Source organism: Pseudomonas sp. GNP013 (genome assembly GCF_054343995.1).
Window position 1 is genome coordinate 1,659,085 of record NZ_JBTGUT010000001.1, and the last position, 23,487, is coordinate 1,682,571.

21 protein-coding genes are annotated in these 23,487 nt (G+C 61.4%); 5 read left to right on the forward strand and 16 right to left on the reverse strand.

Features of this window, described 5'->3' with window-relative positions; all coding sequences use genetic code 11:
* The first annotated feature begins 2 nt into the window (after positions 1-2).
* Positions 3-1,655 (forward strand): immunoglobulin-like domain-containing protein, encoded by a 1,653-nt coding sequence (locus tag ACXX81_RS07535; protein ID WP_458571436.1) that lies wholly within the window; start codon positions 3-5, stop codon positions 1,653-1,655.
* Between the two features lie 34 nt (positions 1,656-1,689).
* Here ACXX81_RS07535 and ACXX81_RS07540 read toward each other — a convergent pair whose 3' ends face one another.
* On the reverse strand, positions 1,690-2,751 hold the full coding sequence (locus ACXX81_RS07540; RefSeq protein WP_458571437.1) for an FUSC family protein: 1,062 nt from the start codon (positions 2,749-2,751) through the stop codon (positions 1,690-1,692).
* Between the two features lie 135 nt (positions 2,752-2,886).
* Positions 2,887-4,503 carry an NADP-dependent glyceraldehyde-3-phosphate dehydrogenase gene (locus tag ACXX81_RS07545; RefSeq protein WP_231422803.1) on the reverse strand — a complete coding sequence of 539 codons (1,617 nt, stop codon included), beginning with the start codon at positions 4,501-4,503 and terminating at the stop codon, positions 2,887-2,889.
* Between the two features lie 299 nt (positions 4,504-4,802).
* Here ACXX81_RS07545 and ACXX81_RS07550 point away from each other — a divergent pair, with 299 nt between their 5' ends.
* The 4 genes from ACXX81_RS07550 (at position 4,803) to ACXX81_RS07565 (ending at position 8,400) form a co-directional block, all read left to right on the forward strand.
* Positions 4,803-6,167, forward strand: a complete 1,365-nt coding sequence (locus tag ACXX81_RS07550; protein WP_458571438.1) for an MFS transporter — start codon at positions 4,803-4,805, stop codon at positions 6,165-6,167.
* A gap of 651 nt (positions 6,168-6,818) precedes the next feature.
* Entirely contained in the window at positions 6,819-7,958 is a 1,140-nt protein-coding gene (locus tag ACXX81_RS07555) for an MFS transporter (RefSeq protein WP_209982866.1), read from the forward strand.
* A gap of 56 nt (positions 7,959-8,014) precedes the next feature.
* On the forward strand, positions 8,015-8,191 hold the full coding sequence (locus tag ACXX81_RS07560; protein ID WP_209982864.1) for a hypothetical protein: 177 nt from the start codon (positions 8,015-8,017) through the stop codon (positions 8,189-8,191).
* A 14-nt stretch (positions 8,192-8,205) separates the two neighbouring features.
* Complete coding sequence (locus ACXX81_RS07565; RefSeq protein WP_231423821.1) at positions 8,206-8,400, forward strand: DUF6021 family protein; 195 nt, start codon at positions 8,206-8,208, stop codon at positions 8,398-8,400.
* Positions 8,401-8,432: 32 nt separating this feature from the next.
* Here ACXX81_RS07565 and ACXX81_RS07570 read toward each other — a convergent pair whose 3' ends face one another.
* From ACXX81_RS07570 to nuoC, 14 genes are all read right to left on the reverse strand, one after another.
* The gene (locus tag ACXX81_RS07570) at positions 8,433-8,669 is read right to left on the reverse strand and encodes a DUF6555 family protein (RefSeq protein ID WP_209982862.1); all 237 of its coding nucleotides are present in this window, start codon (positions 8,667-8,669) and stop codon (positions 8,433-8,435) included.
* Between the two features lie 109 nt (positions 8,670-8,778).
* Positions 8,779-9,093: a helix-turn-helix domain-containing protein gene (locus tag ACXX81_RS07575; RefSeq protein ID WP_209982860.1), complete on the reverse strand. Its 315-nt coding sequence runs from the start codon at positions 9,091-9,093 to the stop codon at positions 8,779-8,781.
* Complete coding sequence (locus tag ACXX81_RS07580) at positions 9,083-9,433, reverse strand: toxin (RefSeq protein WP_209982858.1); 351 nt, start codon at positions 9,431-9,433, stop codon at positions 9,083-9,085. Before ACXX81_RS07580 ends, ACXX81_RS07575 begins: the two co-directional genes overlap by 11 nt.
* 239 nt (positions 9,434-9,672) lie before the next feature.
* Positions 9,673-11,136, reverse strand: a complete 1,464-nt coding sequence (gene nuoN / locus ACXX81_RS07585; RefSeq protein ID WP_322213956.1) for an NADH-quinone oxidoreductase subunit NuoN — start codon at positions 11,134-11,136, stop codon at positions 9,673-9,675.
* A 7-nt stretch (positions 11,137-11,143) separates the two neighbouring features.
* Positions 11,144-12,676, reverse strand: coding sequence for an NADH-quinone oxidoreductase subunit M (gene nuoM / locus ACXX81_RS07590; protein WP_003232072.1), 1,533 nt, complete (start codon positions 12,674-12,676; stop codon positions 11,144-11,146).
* A gap of 48 nt (positions 12,677-12,724) precedes the next feature.
* Positions 12,725-14,578 carry an NADH-quinone oxidoreductase subunit L gene (gene nuoL, locus ACXX81_RS07595; RefSeq protein WP_458571439.1) on the reverse strand — a complete coding sequence of 618 codons (1,854 nt, stop codon included), beginning with the start codon at positions 14,576-14,578 and terminating at the stop codon, positions 12,725-12,727.
* Positions 14,575-14,883: an NADH-quinone oxidoreductase subunit NuoK gene (gene nuoK, locus ACXX81_RS07600; protein ID WP_003174727.1), complete on the reverse strand. Its 309-nt coding sequence runs from the start codon at positions 14,881-14,883 to the stop codon at positions 14,575-14,577. Before nuoK ends, nuoL begins: the two co-directional genes overlap by 4 nt.
* Positions 14,884-14,885: 2 nt before the next feature.
* Entirely contained in the window at positions 14,886-15,389 is a 504-nt protein-coding gene (gene nuoJ / locus ACXX81_RS07605) for an NADH-quinone oxidoreductase subunit J (RefSeq protein ID WP_016974946.1), read from the reverse strand.
* A 9-nt stretch (positions 15,390-15,398) separates the two neighbouring features.
* Complete coding sequence (nuoI, locus tag ACXX81_RS07610; RefSeq protein ID WP_003174725.1) at positions 15,399-15,947, reverse strand: NADH-quinone oxidoreductase subunit NuoI; 549 nt, start codon at positions 15,945-15,947, stop codon at positions 15,399-15,401.
* Between the two features lie 11 nt (positions 15,948-15,958).
* Positions 15,959-16,966, reverse strand: a complete 1,008-nt coding sequence (nuoH, locus tag ACXX81_RS07615) for an NADH-quinone oxidoreductase subunit NuoH (RefSeq protein WP_003232075.1) — start codon at positions 16,964-16,966, stop codon at positions 15,959-15,961.
* Entirely contained in the window at positions 16,963-19,677 is a 2,715-nt protein-coding gene (nuoG, locus tag ACXX81_RS07620; RefSeq protein WP_209982851.1) for an NADH-quinone oxidoreductase subunit NuoG, read from the reverse strand. Before nuoG ends, nuoH begins: the two co-directional genes overlap by 4 nt.
* 135 nt (positions 19,678-19,812) lie before the next feature.
* Complete coding sequence (gene nuoF / locus ACXX81_RS07625) at positions 19,813-21,171, reverse strand: NADH-quinone oxidoreductase subunit NuoF (protein ID WP_003232078.1); 1,359 nt, start codon at positions 21,169-21,171, stop codon at positions 19,813-19,815.
* Complete coding sequence (gene nuoE, locus ACXX81_RS07630) at positions 21,168-21,665, reverse strand: NADH-quinone oxidoreductase subunit NuoE (RefSeq protein ID WP_056861694.1); 498 nt, start codon at positions 21,663-21,665, stop codon at positions 21,168-21,170. Before nuoE ends, nuoF begins: the two co-directional genes overlap by 4 nt.
* A gap of 2 nt (positions 21,666-21,667) precedes the next feature.
* Positions 21,668-23,452, reverse strand: coding sequence for an NADH-quinone oxidoreductase subunit C/D (gene nuoC, locus ACXX81_RS07635; RefSeq protein ID WP_209982847.1), 1,785 nt, complete (start codon positions 23,450-23,452; stop codon positions 21,668-21,670).
* Positions 23,453-23,487 lie beyond the last annotated feature (35 nt).

The following is a 23,487-nucleotide window of genomic DNA, read 5'->3' on the forward strand; positions in this document are numbered from 1 at the left end:
GCGTGGATGTGCGAATCCCGCCTGAAATCATTGCCTTGGCAATACGTGAACATGGCAACACGATCAAAGTGGATTACCGTTTCACCCGCGGGCAGTTCACTTACCGGTCCCAACCCCTGGAAATCAAGCTGCTGCTGGTCACAGCAATGCCGACGCCAACGCTCAACGGGGTCGAAGGCATGATATTCCCGCTCTTCGCATTGGGGGATGAGGCGAGGATAAACGTCGATCCGTGGATTCTGATCCAGAAAGACCAGAGGAAGTTTTTGACTGTCAAAGGCACGTTCACCGACGGCACACGCTATAGCGAGGTACTGTACTTTGCCGATAAGGTCACCGCGGAAGAAGTCGCTCATGGGGTCAGCGTGCTTGCAGATGTGACTAGCCTGAGGAGACTCAAGGAAGGCTCAGTGCTCAGCCTTCAGTTTGGGGTCAGTTATGCGCAGAGAGACGAAGCGGATACGCAGGTGTCGTTCGGGGAGAGCGAATATCTTGTTCAGGCCGTCCCAACGACCCTGCCGGCCCCAGCCTTCGATAACAAGGCTGGCCCTGCACTGACCATCGTTCCTCTGACTTATGTGCAAGGGGCTTTTGTGGCCGTGATGTACACGGGCATGACCACTGCACAGGTCATCACGCTTGAATGGATTTTTCCGGACGGCAGCCTGGCCGTCATCGCGAAGCAGAATGGAGTCAGTGGCGGACATGCCGACGTTCCCATCAGCGCGCAGATTGTCGCGGCGAGCGTCGGCAAGGTCGTGACCTTGCGTTACAAGGTGACAACGGGTACGAAGACCATTTCCTCCGCCACTCAGGAACTGACGGTTGGCACGATCCCCGTCGACAAGTTTCCGCAGGCGTTGATTAATGGGGTTGCTGACAACAGCGTCTTGAATCTGGCAACCATCACCGGCACGCTTGAGGTAAAACTGCCGAAATGGTTATTCATGGCTTGCGGCCAAAGGGTTTGGATAACCGCGCGCAGCCTGGGGGCCACGCCTTTGAACATACTTGAAGGTTACGAAGTGACGAACGCTGACCTAACGCAGGGTTTCATAAATAAACCGGTGTTGAGAGCGTGGCTGGAGGGCCTGGCCACCAACAGCGCGGTGTTGATTGAGGTAGCAGTTTCATTGGATGGTAGTGCCATTGCAGAACATGCTGCCGCTTTCAAGTCCACCACTTATACGGTTTTGGGCCAGTTGAAGATTGAGCAAGCGCCAATGATATTGAATGGGCTTTCCATTAAAGTGCCCTCTTGGCCAAGAACAGGATATGACTCATTTGGTAATACCGCGACTCGGGTTGCTACCGGAGGTTCTGGGGGATTTACTTACACTTCTCGTCGCCCCAGTGTTGCATCCGTGACCCCGCATGGCGTAGTAACAGGCAATGGCTGGGGATCTACCTTTATTGATGTTAAAGATAAGGCAGGCGTCGTGGTGTCGTATGCCGTTCACGTCAGTAATGTATTCAGTTTGGTGGGTGCCGAGAGTTATACAACGTTCCCTGTGATTCAGCCTTGGATGTTAACCGGTGCCAGGTTGGTAGGCTTTGACGGCATCGCTGACTTGCAGCGTGTATATGGCATGCGTCTCCCCGTTATCCGCCACTACTGGCTGGGGCATTACGATTACGGGAGAGCTTCGTTTTAAGTCTGGTGCAGGTTTCGCTGTTATTATCTGTCACTCAAATCCTCCAATGCCCCGCCGTCTTCGCCAACCGCACTCGCATCCCGTCCACATTCCCCGCCAACTGCAACGTCAACAACCGATACCCATCCAGCGCATTCTGCACCGGCGCATCCAGCCCATCTTCATCCACCACCTGCGCCGCAGGCCGATCCAGCCGCTCGGTAAACCCCGATTTCAACGCCCGCGCCATCCCCACCAGGTGCACCCGGATCTGCCGGTGCTCGGCCTTCAACATCACCTGCATGCGTGCCATCGTCTGCGTATCACGCGGGTCAGGCCGGGTGTTGCCCAGAATCTCCAGGGTGCTGATGCACAGGCGCAAGTGCCGCTGGATCGCGTCCAGCTCAGTCATTGAAATGCGCACTTCCTTGGACACCGACGGCATCAGCGAACGCAGTTGCACCATCGCCGTGTTCAGGCGGTTGAGCAGCTTGAGGTGTTCATCGTCGGTCACCGACTGGCCACCGATAATCCGGCTGTAGATTGCCGCACAGTCGCGCAACGCACTGGCCAGGTTGTAGCGCCAGGAGTACACCGCGTACAGCGGCAGGGCGAACGAAAACGCCAGCGCCAGTGCGATGCCGATCAGGATGTCCACGGTGCGCCACAAGCCGTCCGAGATCGGATTGTCGCCGTGCCCGGCCACGATAAACACCGTGATCGCCGACAGCAGCGCGATGTAGCCGCCCTTGCCGATGGCGTGATAGGAAAAGAACCCGCACACCACCGACATCAGCAGGTAGGTCAACAGCGGCAGGCCGAAGTAGGCCTGTTGCACCACTAACAGCAAGCCGACACTGGCACCGATCAAGGTGCCGTAGGCGCGTTCCACCGCCTTTTTGCCGATGTTGCCGTGGTGCTGCAAGCCGCCGATCACGATGAGCATGGTCACCGACGCCCATTCGCCGTGGGGCAGGTTGAGCCCGGTGGTGAGCAGGATTGTCGCCAGCAAGCCGATGGACACGCGCACGGCGTGGATCAGCTTGGCATGGCGATAGCGGCGGTAGGGGTCCAGCAACGGGCGCAAAAGGCGCCGGGCAAACAGGGGCAAATTCATCGGTAGTAAAGTGACCTCGGTAATCAGGGGGAAATGCTATCCACTGTGAGAACTGGCTTGCCTGCGATAGCCTCACCGCTGCGTGGCAGACAGACCGAGGAGCCTGCATCGCAGGTAAACCAGTTCCCACATTCGTCAGAAGATGTAATCGGTGGTCAGAAAACTTGAATCCCGGTTACGCAGAATATCGCTGACCAACGCCTTGTTGCTTTCCTGGAACTTCGTTGCCACCAGGGTGCGAATCGAGAACACGCGCAGTGCGTCATGCACAGACAGCGTGCCTTCGGCCGAGTTCTTGCGCCCGTTGAACGGGAAAGTGTCCGGCCCGCGCTGGCACTGGGCATTGATGTTGATACGGCCCACCTGGTTGGCGAAAACGTCTACCAGCCGCCCGACTTCCACGGCATTGGTGCCGAACAGGCTCAATTGCTGGCCGAAGTCAGAATCGAGCACGTAGTCGATTACCTTGTCCAGATCACGGTAGGGCACGATCGGTACCACCGGGCCGAACTGCTCTTCGTGGTATACGCGCATCTGCGGGTTCACCGGGTACAACACCGCCGGGTAGAAAAACGAGCCGCGACTCTCGCCGCCATTCGGGTTGACCACCTTGGCGCCGTGCAGCGCGGCATCGGCCACCAGCGCGTTGAGATAGTCGACCTTGCCCACCTCCGGCAGCGGCGTCAGCGACACACCATCTTCCCACGGCATGCCTGGCTTGAGCGTGGCCAGTTTGGCATTGAATTTTTCGATGAAACGCTCAACCACATCCTCATGCACAAACAGGATTTTCAACGCGGTGCAGCGCTGGCCGTTGAACGACAGAGCGCCGGTGACCGCTTCGCTCACGGCATTATCCAGGTCGACCTCCGGGAGCACGATGCCGGGGTTTTTCGCATCCAGGCCCAGGGCCGCGCGCAGGCGGTGCGGCTTGGGGTGCAGCTTTTTCAAATCGCTGGCGGCCTTGTTGGTGCCGATAAACGCAAAGATATCGATCTTGCCGCTGGCCATCAGCGCGCTCACGGTTTCGCGGCCGCTGCCGTAGATCACGTTGATCACCCCGGCCGGGAAGCTGTCGCGAAACGCCTCCAGCAACGGACGAATCAGCAGCACGCCGAGCTTGGCGGGCTTGAACACCACGGTATTGCCCATGATCAGCGCCGGGATCAGCGTGGTGAAGGTCTCGTTCAGTGGATAGTTGTAAGGGCCCATGCACAATGCGACGCCCAGCGGCACGCGGCGGATCTGGCCGAGGGTGTCCTGTTCCAGCTCGAAGCGGCTGGAGCGACGGTCGAGTTCCTTGAGGGCATTGATGGTGTCGGTGATGTAGTCGCAGGTGCGGTCGAACTCTTTCTGCGAGTCCTTGAGGTTCTTGCCGATCTCCCACATCAGCAGCTTGACCACCGCGTCGCGCTGTTCGCGCATACGCCGCAGGAATGCTTCGACATGCTGGATACGCTCCGCCACGCGCATCGTCGGCCACTCACCCTGGCCGCGGTCGTAAGCACGCACGGCGGCGTCGAGCGCGGTAAGAGCGGTGTCGGCGTCCAGCAACGGCGTGCTGCCGATGTGCACGCGTTCATCACCCAACTGCACCGGGCTTTGCACGCGGGCCAGCGGGCCGTTCCAGACCTGCAAGCGGCCATCGACCAGGTAATCACGCTGTTCAATCGGCGCGGCGAGGCGAAATTGTTCGGGAATATCGGTGGAGGCGGTGGGAAACAGCTGGGCGAGCAGGTTGCTGGTGGTCATGTCGCTACCCCGGGAATAGTGTCCAAACATGACGAGAGAGTTACCCATCCACCGGCTCGATGGCAAGGGCTACGCAGCTTTGCCGAACGCTGTAAACAATGTGGGAGGGGGCTTGCTCCCGATGGCGGTGGGTCAGTAAGCATCAATATTTGCTGACCCTCTGCTCCCACAGCGAGTCTGCGTTTAACTGAACCTTGCTCGCCCCAGGATGAATATTTTGACAGCCAGCCGATTGTTGCCTGAAAAAAATCCGCGCTGCCCGTAACCTACAGGCCCCTTGTCACCCGTACGGAGCGTTCATGTCTTCTGTTGCCGATGGGCTTGCCCTCAATAAACGCCTGCCAGCTGTTATCGCGCTGTCCCTGGGCATCGGCATGGCGACGCTGGACACGGCCATCGTCAACACGGCGTTGCCGACCCTGGCCGAAGGTATCGGCACCGATTCGGCCTCGGTGATCTGGGTGGTCAACGCCTACCAGTTGGCGATCATCGCAACGGTGCTGCCGTTTGCGTCGTTGAGCGATGTGCTGGGGCATCGCCGCGTGTACCTGAGCGGGCTGCTGCTATTTATCGTCTCGTCGCTGTTGTGCGGGCTGGCCGGTTCGCTGTTGACCCTCACCGCCGCGCGTGTGGCCCAGGGGCTGGGGGCGGCGGCGTTGATGAGCGTCAATACCGCGTTGCTGCGCCATATCTACCCCTCGAAGATGCTCGGGCGGAGCCTGGGCTATAACTCGCTGGTGGTGGGGCTGGCGTTTACGCTGGGGCCGACGGCAGCGTCGGCGATTCTCTCGGTGGCCAGTTGGCACTGGTTGTACCTGATCAATGTGCCGTTGGGGCTGCTGGCCCTGGGCCTGGGGGTGCGCTCGCTGCCCACGCTGCCGATCAGCGGGCACGCCTTTGATCGCCTGGCAGCGTTGCTGTGTGCCGGTTTGTTCGCGTTGCTGGTGCTGGGCCTGGGCGCCGCCGTGCATGGCGCGCAGGGTGCATTGAGCATCGGGCTGGTGGCGCTGGCAGCGGTGTGCGGTGCCCTGCTGCTGCGCCGCGAGGCCGGGCACCCGGCGCCGATGCTGGCGGTGGACCTGTTCAAGCGCCCGGTATTTGCCTTGTCCTCCCTTACCGCCATTTGCGCGTTCAGCGCCCAGGGCCTGGCGTTTGTGTCACTGCCGTTTCTGTTGCAGGCGGCGTTGGGCCATAGCCAGGTGGAGACCGGGTTTCTGATGACGCCATGGCCAGCGGTGGTGGCGGTGATGGCGCTGGTGGCCGGGCGTCTGGCGGATCGTGTGTCCCTGGGCCTGTTGTGCGGCGTCGGCCTGCTGATGCTGAGCCTCGGCATGGGCGCGCTGGCGACTCTGGGCAATGAGGCCTCGGCATTTGATATCGGCTGGCGCATGGCGTTGTGCGGCGCCGGTTTCGGGTTTTTCCAGTCGCCCAATCTCAAGGCCCTGATGACCAGCGCCCCTTTGGCACGCAGTGGCGGGGCCAGCGGCATCGTGGCGATTTCGCGGCTGCTGGGGCAGACACTGGGCGCCTCGTTGGTGGCCCTGTGTTTTCACCTGTCCGTGAGCAGCGGCCCGCACTACGCGCTGTGGCTGGGGTGTGCGTTCGCGCTGGTGGGCAGTGTGGCCAGCGGGCTGCGTTTGTTGCCGTATCAACAGCGAATCTGACTCTAATGCCATTCCCTGTGGCGAGCAGGCTTGTCCTGCGTTGGGCTGCGCAGCAGCCCCAAAACCAGGCGCTGAGCCGTATCAGGTACATCGCGTTCTCCTTCACTGGGGGCGCTTCGCACCCCAACGCAGGACAAGCCCTAATGTCAGTCAGTTAAGCTCAGATCTCCTGTGGGAGCGGTGGTGCGACGATTCGACTTGCCCGCGAAAGCGGTGGGTCTTCAACATCAATGTTTGCTGGGCCGACGCCATCGGGAGCAAGCCCCCTCCCACATTTTGTACAGCGTTCGGCAGACCATTTCGGTCGGCTCTCAGGCCGCCACGCTTTTGCTTTTGCTTTTGATCTGGAAGCGCCCCGTCAAACACGCTGGCCGAGTGTTGGGGCAAGAGCGTTTTGCTTACTTTTGCGCTTTTCAAAAGTGAGCCGCCGTAAGGGCGGAACCCTAAGCCGCCGTTACCGCACAACCGATATGTACACCGAAAAGTCGCACCGCTCGTTGCTTCGAGCATCACGCTGGCTTAACTGAACGGCATTAGGGCAAGCCCGCTCGCCACAGGGCGCCAACTCACTGACCGGCAGCGGATCTGACCCTTGTAAAACAGCGCGGGTGAAGGCTAGTGTGACGACTTGATTCTGAATGTTTCAGCTTTATGACCAGTCAGGCCCACCGTATCGCCGATACCACCTCGCGCCGCGCCGCGCTGACTCTCGGGTTCTGCCTGCCCAGTGACGTGTTGCTTTATCTGCTGCTGCCGATGGAGTCCGAAGCCTTCGGCATCACCTTGGCCCAGGCCGGCGTGCTGTTGGCGGCCAACCGCCTGGTGCGGATCTTCGGCTATCGGCATGTGCTCAAGTTCTATGCACGTAACGGCGATCGCCTTACCTGCATGCTCGCCGCCGGCGCAGCTGCGCTGTGTGCCCTGGGCAACTCGGTGCTGTCCGGCTTTGCTGCCTTGCTCGGCCTGCGGCTGGTGTGGGGTCTGTCTTATGCCGCGTTGAATCTGTCGACTCAGGTATTGGCCACTGCCGAACCGCAGGGTGCCGCGCGCCGCGCCGGACGTTCACGGGCGTTGATTGCCCTGGGGCCGATGCTGGCCTTGCCGCTGGGCGGGCTGCTGACCTTGTGGGCCGGGCCGCGCCCGATTTTCCTGATCCTTACCCTGTGCTGCCTCATGGGGCTGTGGCTGGCGCGCGGGCTGCCCAGTACCGGGCACGATCTGCACAGCACGCCGGGGCGACGCTTCAACTGGCCCGACAGCGTGGCGTTGTGGTCGTTTATCGAAGGCGTGGCGCTGGACGGCCTGTTTATTTTCGGGCTGTCGATCCAGGCGCAGAAGATCGTCGGCGGTGACGCGGTGCTGATTGCCGGTGGCCTGATGGGCTTGCGGTACCTGTCGGAATTGCTCCTGAGTCCGCTGGGCGGTCACGCGGCGCAGCGGTTCGGTGCCACCTCAATGCTGCTGCTGTTTTCATTCATGAGCGCCCTGGCGCTGGGGGCGTTCGGCAGTGAGTGGGTGATTGCCGGCGCAGCGGCGGTGCTGGTGCTGCGTGCTTTGCAATTGCCGCTGGTGACCACCCTGGTGACCGAGCGCAACCCGGGTTCGATGCGGGTGTCGGCGCTGGCGTCCAACGCGGTATGGCGCGATATCGGCGCGGGGCTCGGTCCGTTGCTGGCGGGTCTGGTATTGCCGGTGGCCTCGGCGTCGCTGGTGTTTGGTCTGGCGGGCGCGGCGATTGCGATCAGTGCGTTGTGCTGCTGGCGCACCCAGGCCCGCGGGCAAACAAGTTGAACGATGGCCGAAGGCGGTTTCTCTAAACCTGTGAAGCCCTTTACAGGTACGCCATCATGCCCGAATACAAGCAGCCACCGCCGGGTACGCCCGATACCCATCGCACCCCCGGCGAAGAGGAGCGCGACAACGATGCGTTGCGCCCCAACGACCCACAGGACCGACCGGACGACGATGTGAAGCAGGTCGAGGAAAACCTCGACACTCTCCACGATAAAGCCCGCCCGTTGTAAGAGAGGAGGTCACCATGAGCAATCCCCCTAAAGGCCCGCGTTCAAACGAGCATTCAAGCGGCAAGGATGAGCTGGGTTTCGACCCGGACTCTCCCAATGTGTCAGACCCGCAGGTCGATCCCATCGGCCCGGCCATCGCCCCGCTGGACGAGAAAAAGCAGTCGGAAAAAAAGCCGCCCTACGATCCGTTGGGCGACTTGAAAAAGTAAAAAAAGAGCCCCGCCATTGTGCGGGGCTTTGTTTATTTGGGTGGGTTCCAGCTGACTTCGGTGATGCCGTATTTCTCCGCCCAGGGGCGCGTGGTTTTCTTCACCTGTTCATGGCCTACGCGGCCAATACGACTAACGTGTGCAATGTCGGCATCAACGGCCGCCCAGTGCCAGGCTTCGGCGTTGTTCATGACTTCGGCGCGTACGACAAAGGATTTCGGCTTACCGTGCAGTTGATAGTGGATGGTGTAGATTTTTGCGGTACTCATGTTGCCTCCCTGTCTTGTTATAAATGGATAGGAAGCTGTTCTAAAAGGTTCATTCAAAATGACAACGTGCACGATGCCCAGCCGCTTCGCGAGCGAAACGCGCAGCCCATCAAGTCAATGCGGCCAAATGCGCCACGGTTTCCGGAAAGCGTGCCACCAGACGGATCAGCGTCACGGCCTGGGCATTGGGTTTGGCGCGCCCTTGTTCCCAGTTTTCCAGTGTGCGGATATTGGTGCGCAAGTACAGGGCGAATACCGAGCGCGAAAGGTTGAGCTGCTGGCGCACGGCAACCACTTCTTCGGCGGTAAGCGGTGCCAGGTGGGTGAGTTGAACCTTGTGGGTACGCAGGGTGACCTTGCCTTGGCGCGCTTCGGCCAAGGCGTCGAAGCCTTCGACCAGTTCGGAAAAAATTTCACGTTTCATGATGTGTTCTCGCTTTGATTTCCCTGTCCAGCATCTGTTTTAAGGATTTTTTGTGGTGAGGTGCCAGGTCGTCCTGTTCGTGTTTGCCGTACAGGGTGAACAGCCAGAATTGGGTGCCGCCTGACCACCAGTAGTAAATGATCCGCAGGCCACCGCGTTTACCTTTGTTGCGCCGCTCATCGACGAAGCGGACCTTGCGCAGCCCGCCGGTTCCCTCGATCACGTCTCCTGCTTCCGGGTTCTTCATCAACGCCTGTTGAAAACCGTGGAAAAGCTCGTCACTCAGATAATCCTTGCGATGCCGCTCGAAGGCCGGCAGTTCGATAAATAGAGCATCCATGTTCTATACGTAGCCTGCGTATAGTTTGCTGGCCCACTCGCAAGGGGTCAAGTGACCGCGCTGTGGGAACCTTCCTAAAACGCAACCACCATAAGGTCGCCCCCAGCGCATGGATGCCAGATGAAGAGGTAGATGGAATAGGAAAATTCTGCGAACAGGGAAGGGCAGCGGCAGCGCGACCCGGAAACGCAAAACGGCGCCCGAAGGCGCCGTTCTGTTTATCGCATGTGACTAAGTGATCAAACGCCCAGCACCGCATGCTGCACCAGGGTGAGCAACGGTTGCGGGTACACGCCTAGGAAGAAGGCGAGCAGGGCGATGGCCAGCAGCATCACGCCACCTGCCTTCTGTTCCCAGTGCAGCTCGGCGTCCACGCGGCGCAGGTTCGGCTCGATCAGGTACAGGGTGACCATCACGCGCAGGTAGTAGAACACGCCGATGGCGCTGCCCAGTACCAGGGAAGCAACCAGCCACCATTGGTGCGCTTGCACACCGGTAGCGACGATGTAGAACTTGCCGATAAAGCCCGCCGTCAGCGGGATGCCGGCCAGGGACAGCATCATCACAGTGAGCACGGCGGTCAGGTACGGACGGCGCCAGAACAGGCCGCGGTATTCGTACAGTGCGTCGGCATCACGGCCCTTGTACGGCGACGACATCAAGGTGATCACGCCGAATGCGCCGAGGCTGGTGATCACGTAGGTGACCAGGTACACGCCAATGGCTTCCACGGCCAGGCCGTTGCTCGCCACCAGGGCGATCAGCAGGTAGCCGAAGTGGGCGATGGACGAGTAACCCAGCAGACGCTTGAGGTTGTTCTGGGTCAGTGCCAGCAGGTTACCGAACAGGATCGACGCAATGGCGATCACGGTCAGCACGTTGCTCAGCACGCCGGTGTTGGCCGCAGGCGAGATCTGGAACAGCCGCACCATCACCGCAAACACCGCCACCTTCGATGCGGTTGCCAGGAACGCGGCCACCGGCGCCGGGGCGCCTTCGTACACGTCCGGGGTCCACAGGTGGAACGGCACCAGGGAGAGCTTGAACGCCAGGCCGATCAGCATCATCGCCAGGCCCAGTTGGGCAATCGGCGCAGGCATGCTGGTGGCGGCCAGGGCGTGACCGATGCCGGTGAAGCTCAGGCTGCCGGCTTCGGCGTAGAGCAGGGCCATACCGAACAACAGGAACGCGGAACCGGCGGCCGACAGCACCATGTATTTGATGCCGGCTTCCAGGGAGCGCTTGTTGAAGAAGGCGTAGGCCACCAGACCGTAAGTCGGGATCGACAGCAGTTCCAGGCCGATGAACAAACCGGCCAGGTGCTGCGCACTGACCAGCACGATACCGCCGGCCGCCGCCAGCAGGATCAGCAGGTACAGCTCTTCCTTGTTGCCCGGGTAGCCGGTGCCGCCTTCGCCGAGGTAGGCATGGGCGAGGGTGACGCAGGCCAGGGTCGCGACCAGGATCAGCGCGATGTACAGCAGCGCAAAGTCATCGACCATCATCAATGGCGTGACCGCCAGTGGCGCGACCTTGAGCGCCGGGATGATCGACAGCAGGGCCAGGTTCAACCCGGCGCAGGACAGCAGGAACGTTTGCGAATGATTGCGGCGCCAGGCGATCGCCAGCATCACCACCACGATGGTGAGGCTGGTGATCAGCAGCGGCGCAAGCGCGATAAAGTGTTGGATCGTGAATTCCATAGCGCTCTTACCGGGCCGAAGCGAGTTGAGAGAAGGCGGTGCCGAACCACTGCTGCACGCCATGCATCGTTGCGGCAGAAGTGTCCAGGAACGGTTGCGGGTACACGCCGATGTAGATCAGCAGCACCGCAAGGCCGAGCACCATGATCAGTTCGCGCGCATCCATCCCTTGCAGGACGGTGTCGGACTTGGCCGGGCCGAAGTAGGCGCGGTGGATCATGATCAGCGAGTAGACCGAACCAAACACCAGGCCGGAGGTAGCAATCGCGCTGATCCACGGCGTTTGCACGAAGGCACCCATCAGGATCAGGAACTCGCCGATAAAGTTGCCGGTGCCCGGCAAGCCCAGGGACGCGGCGGCGAAGAACAAGCTGATCGCCGGCAGGTAGGCGATGCGCGACCACACGCCCCCCATTTCACGCATGTCACGGGTGTGCAGGCGCTCGTACAGCTGACCACTGAGGATAAACAGTGCGGCGGCAGAGACACCGTGCGCCAGCATCTGGATCACCGCGCCCTGCAGCGCCAACTGGCTGCCGGAGTAGATGCCGATCAGTACGAAGCCCATGTGGGAAACGGACGAGAAGGCAATCAGACGCTTGATGTCGGTTTGCGCGAACGCGAGGAACGCACCGTAGAAGATCCCGATCAGACCCAGGGTCATGGCGATCGGCGCAAACTCGGCCGAGGCATTCGGGAACAGCGGCAGGGCGAAACGCAGCAGGCCGTAGGCCGCCGTCTTCAACAGGATACCGGCGAGGTCGACGGAGCCGGCGGTCGGCGCCTGGGCGTGGGCGTCCGGCAGCCAGGAGTGGAACGGTACCACCGGCAGCTTCACCGCAAACGCGATGAAGAAGCCCAGCATGAGGATGTACTCGGTGGTCAGGGACATCTTGGTTTTCAACAGGTCGGCGTAGTTGAAGGTAATCACGCCCGTGCTGTTGAAGTTGACCAGGACCAGACCGAGGATCGCCACCAACATGATCAGGCCGGAAGCCTGGGTGAAGATGAAGAACTTGGTCGCCGCATAGATCCGGGTTTTCTTGCCGTCCGACGAACTGTGGCCCCAGAGCGCGATGAGGAAGTACATCGGCACCAGCATCATTTCCCAGAAGAAGAAGAACATGAACAGGTCGAGGGCGAGGAACACGCCGACCACGCCGCCCAGGATCCACATCAGGTTCAGGTGGAAGAAGCCCACGTGACGCTGGATCTCTTTCCAGGAGCAGAGTACCGAGAGGATACCCAGCAGGCCGGTCAGCAGGATCATCAACAGCGACAGGCCATCGAGGGCCAGGTGCACGTTGATGCCGAAGCGCTGGATCCACACGTGCTTGAATTCAAGCGCGAAGGTGGGATCGACGCCCGGTGCCGGCGCAAATGAATAGTCGCCATGGGCCCACAGCCAAAGGCCGAGCGCAAGTTCCAGGGACATGGTCAGCAACGCGATCCAGCGGGGCAGGGTGGCGCCGAAGCGTTCACCCATCCAGCAGAGCAGGCCGCCGATAAAGGGGATCAGGATTAGCCAGGGCAGAATCATGACGGGCTCGTTTCCTTTCGCAGGTTCTTACAATTCGCAAGGTTCATATCAGACCGCTACCACTACGATGGCGCCGATCACCAGCACGGCACCGATCGCCATGGACGCTGCATACCAACGCAACTGGCCGGTTTCGCTGCGGCTCAGGGCGGTATGACCGGCCTTGGCGGCGCGCGGGATCAAACCAATGGTCTGGTCGAGCGGGTCTTTGCGCAGTACATGGCTGATCGCAAGGTACGGTTTGACGAACAGTTTGTCGTAGAGCCAATCGAAGCCCCAGGCAGCGAACCACCAGGCCGACAGGAAGCGCCCGATGCCACTGTTGGCAACGCCCGTGACGAAGCGGCGCTTGCCGAGGAACAGCAGGGCCGCGAGCAGGATACCCGCCAGGGCGATGGCGCCCGAGGCGATTTCCAGGCTGTGCTTGGCGGCGCCACCGGCATGCCCGGCGCTTTCCGGCAGTACACCGGCCAGTGGCGGGGTAATCAGGGCGCCGATGAACGTCGACAGGATGATCAGCACCGACAACGGCAGCCAGTGCGAGATGCCGTGGCCCGCGTGCGCTTCGGTCTTGGCTTCACCGTGGAAGGTGATGAAGATCAGGCGGAAGGTGTACAGCGAGGTCATGAATGCACCCACCAGGCCTGCGTAGAGCAGGTTCTGGTTACCGCTGGCAAACGCTTCCCAGAGGATTTCATCTTTCGAGTAGAAACCGGCAGTCACCAACGGCAGGGCGGCCAGGGCGGCACCACCGACGATGAAGCTGGCGTAGGCCAGCGGCAGTTTCTTCCACAGGCCGCCCATCTTGAAGATGTTCTGCTCGTGGTGGCAGGCCACGATCACCGCACCGGAGGCAAGGAACAGCAGCGCCTTGAAGAAGGCGTGGGTCATCAGGTGGAAGATCGCCGCGTCCCAGGCGCCAACGCCCAGGGCCAGGAACATGTAGCCGATCTGGCTCATGGTCGAGTAGGCGAGGATGCGCTTGATGTCGGTCTGCACCAGCGCAGCGAAGCCGGCCAGTACCAGGGTCACGCCACCGACGATGCCCACAAGATGCAGGATATCCGGCGCCAGGGTGAACAGACCGTGGGTCCGCGCGATCAGGTAGACACCGGCGGTTACCATGGTTGCCGCGTGAATCAGTGCGGAAACCGGGGTCGGGCCGGCCATCGCATCCGCCAGCCAGGTTTGCAACGGCAGTTGCGCCGATTTACCGACGGCGCCGCCCAGCAGCATCAGGGTCGCCAGGGTGATCCAGAAGTCGCCGACCTGGAATTTCTGCGGTGCCAGCACCAGCAGTTCCTGGATATTCAGCGTGCCCACCTGTTGGAACAGGATGAACAGACCGATGGCCATGAACACGTCGCCGATGCGGGTGACGATAAACGCCTTGAGGGCCGCGTTACCGTTGTTGCGGTTGCTGTAGTAGAAACCGATCAACAGGTACGAGCACAGACCCACGCCTTCCCAGCCGAAGTACAGGAACAACAGGTTATCGCCCAGTACCAGGAACAGCATGCTGGCGATAAACAGGTTGGTGTAGGCAAAGAAGCGCGAGTAGCCCGCTTCGCCGCGCATGTACCAGGACGCGAACAGGTGGATCAGAAAGCCCACACCCACCACCACGCCGAGCATGGTGATCGACAGGCCGTCGACGTAGAGGGCGAAGTTGGGCTTGAAGCCCTCCACCGACATCCACTGCCACAGCACGAGCGTGTAGTGACCGCCTTCCGGCGGCGCCACGTTTAATTGCCAGATGACATAGGCGGCCACGATGGCCGACAGGCCAATGGAGCCCACGCCGATCAGGGCCGAGAGGTTTTCCGACCAGCGCCCGCGAGAGAACGACAGCAGCAGGAAACCGATCAGGGGAAATACGAAAGTCAGAAAGATCATGTTCATCCGCGCATCTCACTGGCAGCGTCGATATCAAGCGTGTGGAAGCGACGGTACAGCTGCAGCAGGATCGCCAGGCCGATACTGGCCTCGGCGGCTGCCAGGCTGATCACCAGAATGAACATGACTTGTCCATCCGGCTGGCCCCAACGTGCGCCCGCCACGATGAACGCCAGTGCCGCAGCGTTCATCATGATTTCCAGGCTCATCAACACGAACAGAATGTTACGGCGCACCATCAGGCCGACCAGGCCAAGGCAGAACAGGATGCCGGCGACCGCCAGACCATGCTCCAAAGGGATAGCAGGCATCGTCATTGCTCCTTGGCTTCGTTGCGGCCCAAGTGGAAGGCGGTGATGGCTGCGGCGAGCAGCAGCATCGAAGCCAGTTCGACCACCAGCAGGTACGGGCCGAACAGGCTGATGCCCACGGCTTTGGCGTCTACGGTGGTGTGGCCGATGGCCTGGCCGCTCTGGTGAGCGAACAGCACATACAGCAGTTCACCCAGCAGCAGGGCTGCGAGGATCACCGGGCCGAGCCAGATGCCGGGCTTGAGCCAGACGCGCTCCTGGGCGACCGAGGCCGGCCCGAGGTTGAGCATCATCACCACAAACACGAACAGCACCATGATGGCGCCGGCGTAGGCGATCACTTCCAGCACACCGGCAAACGGCGCGCCGAGTGCAAAGAAGGTCATGGCCACGGCGATCAGCGAAATGATCAGGTAGAGCAGGGCGTGCACGGGGTTGGTGTTGGTGATCACGCGAAGCGTGGACACAACCGCGATACCCGATGCGAAATAGAAAGCGAATTCCATCTTTCTTCCTTAAGGCAGCAAGCTCTTCACGTTGATCGGCTCGGCTTCGTTTTGTGCGGCGCCCTTGGGCTTACCGGCAACGGCCATACCTGCAACACGATAGAAGTTGTAATCAGGGTTTTTACCGGGACCAGAGATCAGCAGATCTTCTTTCTCGTACACCAGGTCCTGACGTTTGAACTCGGCCATCTCGAAATCCGGCGTGAGCTGGATCGCGGTGGTCGGGCAAGCTTCCTCGCAGAGGCCGCAGAAAATGCAGCGCGAGAAGTTGATGCGGAAGAAGTCCGGGTACCAGCGACCGTCTTCGGTTTCAGCTTTCTGCAGGGAGATGCAACCCACCGGGCACGCCACGGCGCACAGGTTGCAGGCTACGCAACGCTCTTCGCCATCGGGGTCGCGGGTGAGCACGATGCGGCCGCGATAGCGCGGCGGCAGGTACACCGCTTCTTCCGGGTATTGCAGGGTGTCGCGTTTGCGAAAGCCGTGACCGAACACCATCACCAGGCTTCGCAACTGGGTACCGGTACCCTTAACGATGTCGCCAATATATTTGAACATGGGTCAAATCCTCACTGAACCGCGGCCGCTGGCGTGTTCAACAACACAACGGCAGCCGTCACCAGCAAATTGATCAGGGTCAGTGGCAGGCAGAAGCGCCAGCTGAAATCCATCACCTGGTCGTATCGTGGACGCGGAATGGAAGCGCGCAGCAGGATAAACAACATGATGAAGAACGCGGTCTTCAGGAAGAACCAGAAGAACGCCAACTGCGGCAGGATGCCGAACGGACCGTGCCAGCCGCCGAAGAACAGCGTCACCAGCAGGGCCGAGATCAGGATGATGCCGATGTATTCACCGACGAAGAACATGCCCCACTTCATGCCGGCATATTCAATGTGGTAACCGTCGGCCAGTTCCTGTTCCGCTTCCGGCTGGTCGAAGGGGTGACGGTGAGTCACGGCCACGCCAGCAATGAAGAAGGTACAGAAGCCGAAGAACTGCGGAATGATGAACCACAGGTTCTGTGCCTGATACTCGACGATGTCGCGCATGTTGAACGAGCCGACCTGCACCACGATGCCCATCAGCGCCAGGCCCATGAACACTTCGTAGGACACGGTCTGGGCCGAGGCGCGCAAGCTGCCCAGCAGGGCAAACTTGTTGTTGCTCGACCAACCGGCGAACAGTACCGCATACACCGACAGACCGGCCATGGCGAAGAAGAACAGCAGGCCGATGTTCAGGTCCGCCACGCCCCAGGTCGGGGTGATCGGGATGACCGCAAAGGCGATCAGCAAGGCGCTCATGGCCACCACCGGCGCCAGGGTGAAGATCACCTTGTCGGCGAACGGCGGCGTCCAGTCTTCCTTGAAGAACATTTTCAGCATGTCGGCGGCGATCTGGAACATGCCGAACGGGCCAACGCGGTTCGGACCGTAACGGTCCTGCCACCAGCCCAGCAGACGGCGTTCGACGAAGCTGAGCAGGGCGCCCGCGACGACCACGGCCAACAGGATCACGATGGCCTTGAGGACCGAGATGATCACGTCGATCACTTCAGGGGTGAACCAGGTCATTGCGCTGCCTCCTGCAGACCGTCAACGGTTTTGCCGAAAATGGCCGGAGGGATGCCCGCAAGACCTTTAGGCAATGCAACCAGGCCAGCCCCCAACTCATCATTGATGCGCAGCGGCAGACGCAGGGTCTGGCCGGCCACGTTCAGGCTGAGCAGGGCACCGTCATTGACGCCCAGGCGATCGGCTTCGGACTTGGCCAACGACACGTAGGCGTCTGGAATGCGCTCTTGTACCGGCGCGGCCTTGGAAGAGGTCTCTTCGCTGCCGAACAGGTGGAACAACGGCACCACCTGCCAGGTGCCCGGCGCCGGGTTGAACGGACGCGGTACGGCGGCGAACCAGTTCAGCGAATCACCCGTGCTTTCGATCAGGCGAGTGCCCGGGTCGCCCGCGCGGATATGACCACCGACTTCGTCCTGGAACTTGTTCCAGGCCTGCGGCGAGTTCCAGCCCGGCGACCAGGCGAACGGCACCTGTTGACGCGGTTCGGCCGAACCCGAGTAGCCTTCCATGGAGAAGGCGAACGCGGTGTCGTGGTCTTGCGGGGTGCGCGGTTCGTGCACGCTGATGTCGGCGCGCATGGCGGTACGACCGGAGTAACGCAGCGGTTCACGGGCCAGTTTCATGCCCTTGATGCGGAACGCGGCGGACGGTGCGGCATCGACAATCCGCGCCAGCTGCGGCGCGCTGGCGGCAGTGGCGGCGGTCACGTGATCGAGCTGGGTCCAGTCGATCGGCTGGTTCAGCAGGGTCGCGCGCAGGGCATGCAGCCAGCGCCAGCCTTCGTGAACCAGGATGCTGGCGTCCATGTATTTCGGATCGAACACCTGGAAGAAGCGCTGGGCGCGGCCTTCCTGGCTGACCAGCGTACCGTCGCCCTCGGCGAAGGTGGCGGCCGGCAGTACCAGATGGGCGCGTTCGCTGGTGGCGGTCTGCTGGTGGTCGGCGACGATCAGCACCTTGGCGGCGTTGAGCGCGGCGTCAACTTTGGCCGCGTCGGTGCGGGTGTACAGGTCGTTTTCCAGCACCACGATGGCGTCGGCGTTGCCGTCGATCACCGCTTGCAGGCCGGTGTCCAGCGACTCGCCACCGAGCATGGCCAGGCCAAGGCTGTTGGCTTCCGGCACGACCAGGCTGATGGAGCCGTTCTTGTCGCGCAGCTTCAAGGCCTTGGCGATGTTGGCAGCGGCCTCGATCAGTGCCTTGGAACCCAACGAGGTGCCGGCAATGATCAACGGACGCTTGGCCGCCAGCAGGGCGTCGGCGATGCGCTGGGCCAGCTCGAGGGCTTCAGTGTCCAGGCCTTCGACGGCCGGTGCGCTGGCGTCGAGGGCGTGGGCCACGGCGAAACCGATGCGGGCCAGGTCGTCCGGTGCGGCGTGCACGCATTCTTCGGCGATGTCGTCGAGCTTGGTTTCAGCCAGGGAGGCGATAAACAGCGGGTTCAGCGCGTGCTGGCCGATGTTTTTCACGGCGGCGTCGAGCCACGGCTGCACGCGCATGGCGTCGGCCATGTCTTCGGCCTTGCCCTTGACCGACTGGCGCAGGGACAGGGCCACGCGCGCTGCGGTCTGGGTCAGGTCTTCACCGAGCACGAAGATCGCATCGTGGTCTTCGATGTCGCGCATGTTCGGCACGGGCAGCGGGCTGTCGTTGAGCACTTGCAGGACCAGACGGACGCGTTCCAGCTCGGCGGCTTCGATACCGCAGTAGAAGTGCTCGGCGCCGACCAGTTCGCGCAACGCGAAGTTGCTTTCGAGGCTGGCGCGTGGCGAACCGATACCGACAATGTTGCGGCCGCGCAGCAGGTCGGCGGCTTTATCCAGCGCGCTGTCCAGGCTCAGTTGGGTGCCATCGGCCAGCAATGGCTGGCGCGGGCGATCCTTGCGGTTGACATAGCCGTAGCCAAAACGGCCACGGTCGCAGAGGAAGTACTGGTTGACCGAACCGTTGAAGCGGTTTTCGATGCGACGCAGTTCGCCGTAGCGCTCGCCCGGAGAGATATTGCAACCGCTGGAGCAGCCATGGCAGATGCTCGGCGCGAACTGCATGTCCCACTTACGGTTGTAGCGCTCGGAGTGGGTCTTGTCGGTGAACACACCGGTCGGGCAGACCTCGGTGAGGTTGCCGGAGAACTCGCTTTCCAGAACGCCGTCTTCAACGCGACCGAAGTACACGTTGTCGTGGGCGCCGAAGACGCCCAGGTCGGTGCCGCCGGCGTAGTCTTTGTAGAAACGCACACAGCGATAGCAGGCGATGCAGCGATTCATTTCGTGGGAGATGAACGGGCCCAGTTGCTGGTTCTGGTGAGTGCGCTTGGTGAAGCGATAACGGCGCTCGTTGTGGCCGGTCATCACCGTCATGTCTTGCAGGTGGCAGTGACCGCCTTCCTCACAGACCGGGCAGTCGTGGGGGTGGTTGGTCATCAGCCATTCGACGACACTGGCGCGGAACGCCTTGGATTCTTCATCTTCGATGGAGATCCAGGTGTTGTCGGTGGCTGGGGTCATGCACGACATGACGATACGACCACGGGTGTCGTTCTCGTCGGTGTACTGCTTGACCGCACACTGGCGACAGGCACCGACGCTACCGAGCGCGGGGTGCCAGCAGAAATACGGGATGTCGAGGCCGAGTGACAGACATGCCTGTAACAGGTTGTCCGCCCCATCGACTTCGAGCGCTTTGCCGTCTACGTGGATAGTGGCCATGGTTCAAAGTTCTTCGTTGGCCCGTTGTCAGTGGGCGTGGCTAATGGAATCTTGTTATTCATGTGCATCGATACAGCCATCAAGGCGTCAGCACATGAGAAAGCGAAGGGCACGGGCCCTTCGCCTTTTAAAGCGTTACGCGCCGACCATGGTCGGCGATACCACCTGAGTCAGCTCGCCCGCGCGGGTGGGCGCGATGCCCGCCTCGAATTCAGGGCGGAAGTATTTGATTGCGCTGCCCAATGGCTCCACGGCGCCCGGTGCGTGAGCACAGAAGGTCTTGCCTGGGCCGAGGAAGCCGACCAGGCCGAGCAGGGTTTCGATATCCCCCTCGCGGCCTTCGCCGTTTTCCAGGGCCATCAGCAGCTTCACGCTCCACGGCAAACCGTCGCGGCATGGGGTGCAGAAACCGCACGATTCACGCGCGAAGAACTGCTCCATGTTGCGCAGCAACGAAACCATGTTCACGGTGTTGTCCACCGCCATCGCCAGGCCGGTACCCATGCGGGTGCCGACCTTGCCGATACCGCCGGCATACATTTGTGCGTCGAGGTGTTCAGGGAGCAGGAAGCCGGTACCGGCGCCGCCTGGCTGCCAGGCTTTCAAGGTGTAGCCGTCGCGCATGCCGCCGGCGTAGTCCTCGAACAGCTCGCGTGCAGTCACGCCGAACGGCAGCTCCCACAGGCCAGGGTTCTTGACCTTGCCGGAGAAACCCATGAGCTTGGTGCCCATGTCTTCACTGCCTTCGCGGGCCAACGATTTGTACCAGTCCACGCCGTCGGCAATGATCGCCGGCACGTTGCACAGGGTTTCGACGTTGTTCACGCAGGTCGGCTTGCCCCACACGCCCACGGCGGCAGGGAAGGGCGGCTTGGAGCGCGGGTTGGCGCGGCGGCCTTCGAGGGAGTTGATCAGTGCGGTTTCTTCACCGCAGATATAACGCCCGGCGCCGGTGTGCACGAACAGTTCGAAGTCAAAACCGGAACCGAGGATGTTCTTGCCCAGCAGGCCGGCTGCCTTGGCTTCTGCCACGGCGCGGTTGAGGTGCTTGGCGGCGGTGGTGTATTCGCCACGCAGGAAGATGTAGCCACGGTAGGTCTTGAGCGCGCGTGCGCTGATCAGCATGCCTTCGATCAGCAGATGGGGCAGTTGCTCCATCAGCATGCGGTCTTTCCAGGTGTTCGGCTCCATTTCATCCGCGTTACACAAAAGGTAACGGATGTTGATGGATTCGTCCTTGGGCATCAGGCCCCACTTCACGCCGGTGGGGAAGCCCGCGCCGCCGCGGCCCTTGAGGCCGGCGTCTTTCACGGTCTGGACGATATCGTCCTGGGCCATGTCGGCGAAGGCCTTGCGTGCAGCGGCGTAGCCGTTCTTGGTCTGGTACTCGTCGAGCCAGACCGGCTCGCCGTCGTCACGCAGGCGCCAGGTCAGCGGGTGGGTCTCGGCCGAACGCTTGATCAGGTTGGCCGGGCCGAAAGAGGTCAGGGTCATGGGTAGCCCTCGAGCAATTGGGTCACGCCAGCAGGCTGTACGTCACCGAATGTGTCGTCGTCGATCATCAACGCCGGCGCCTTGTCGCAGTTGCCCAGGCAGCACACCGGCAGCAGCGTGAAGCGGCCGTCTGCGGTGGTTTGGCCGAGGCCAATGCCGAGCTTGTTCTGGATCTCGCTGACCACCGATTCGTGGCCACCGATGTAGCAGACCATGCTGTCGCACACGCGAATGATGTGGCGACCCACCGGCTGGCGGAAGATCTGGCTGTAGAACGTGGCCACACCTTCAACGTCGCTGGCCGGGATGCCGAGGATCTCGCCGATGGCGTAGAGGGCGCCGTCCGGCACCCAGCCACGTTCCTTCTGCACGATCTTCAGGGCTTCGATCGACGCCGCGCGCGGGTCTTCGTAGTGATGCAGCTCGTGCTCGATGGCCGAGCGCTCGGTTTCACTCAAGGTGAAACGGTCTGTCTGGATAAGCGTGCTGTTCATGCTTAGCGGTCCACGTCGGCCATAACGAAATCGATACTACCCAGGTACGCAATCAAGTCCGCGACCATTTCACCTTTGATCACCGAAGGGATCTGCTGCAGGTGCGGGAAGCTTGGGGTACGAATCCGGGTGCGGTAGCTCATGGTGCCGCCATCGCTCGTCAGGTAATAACTGTTGATACCCTTGGTCGCTTCGATCATCTGGAAGGATTCGTTGGCCGGCATGACCGGGCCCCACGAAACCTGCAGGAAGTGCGTGATCAGGGTTTCGATGTGCTGCAGCGTGCGCTCTTTGGGCGGCGGCGTCGTCAGCGGGTGATCCGCCTTGTACGGGCCGGCCGGCATGTTGCGCATGCATTGCTCGATGATCTTCAGGCTCTGGCGCATTTCTTCGACGCGCACGATGCAGCGGTCGTAGGCATCGCCATTGGCGGCCGTCGGAATCTCGAATTCGAAGTTCTCGTAGCCGGAGTACGGGCGCGCTTTACGCAGGTCGAAGTCGCAACCGGTCGAACGCAGGCCGGCACCGGTGACGCCCCATTCCAGGGCCTCTTTGGTGTTGTATTGCGCAACGCCGATGGTGCGGCCCTTGAGGATGCTGTTGTCCAGCGCGGCCTTTTGGTACTCGTCCAGACGCTTGGGCATCCAGTCGATGAATTCCTTGACCAGACGTTCCCAGCCGTTCGGCAGGTCATGCGCCACGCCGCCGATGCGGTACCAGGCCGGGTGCAGGCGGAAACCGGTGACGGCTTCGATGACCTTGTAGGCGCGTTGACGGTCGGTGAAGGTAAAGAACACCGGAGTCATGGCGCCCACGTCCTGGATGTAGGTACCCAGGAACAGCAGGTGGCTGGTGATGCGGAAGAACTCGGCCATCATGATGCGGATGGTGTCGACGCGGTCCGGCACCTTGATACCGGCAAGCTTCTCGACCGAGAGCACGTACGGCAGGTTGTTCATTACGCCGCCGAGGTAGTCGATACGGTCGGTGTACGGAATGAAGCTGTGCCAGGACTGACGCTCGGCCATTTTTTCGGCACCACGGTGGTGGTAGCCGATATCGGGCACGCAGTCGACGATTTCTTCGCCGTCCAGTTGCAGGATGATGCGGAAGGCACCGTGAGCTGAAGGGTGGTTCGGGCCCAGGTTGAGGAACATGTAGTCCTCGTTGGTGCCGGAGCGTTTCATGCCCCAGTCTTCCGGGCGGAAGCGTGCGGCTTCTTCTTCGAGCTGTTGCTTGGCCAGGGTCAGGCTGAAGGGGTCGAATTCGGTGGCGCGCGCAGGGTAGTCCTTGCGCAACGGGTGACCTTCCCACGTCGGCGGCATCATGATGCGCGTGAGGTGCGGGTGGCCCGGGAAGTCGATACCGAACATGTCCCAGACTTCGCGCTCGTACCAGCTTGCGTTGGGCCAGATACCGGTGACGGTCGGCACGCTCAGGTCGCCTTCGCTGAGGGCAACCTTGATCATCACATCGCTGTTACGTTCCAGCGACATCAGGTGGTAGAACACGGTGAAATCGGCGCCGCTGGGCAGCCCCTGGCGCTTGGTGCGCAGACGCTCGTCCACGCCATGCAGGTCATAGAGCATGACGTACGGCTTGGGCAGGTTGCGCAGGAAGCTCAGGACTTCGACGAGCTTGGCCCGCGCTACCCACAGCACCGGCATACCGGTGCGTGTGGCCTGGGCGGTGAAGGCGTCAGGGCCAAAACGGTTATTGAGTTCGACAACCACGTCCTGGTCGTCTGCCTTATAAGGCGGGATGTACAGAGCACTGCCTGTAGTCATGGTTTTTTATCGCTTTCGGTCAACGTAAAGAATGA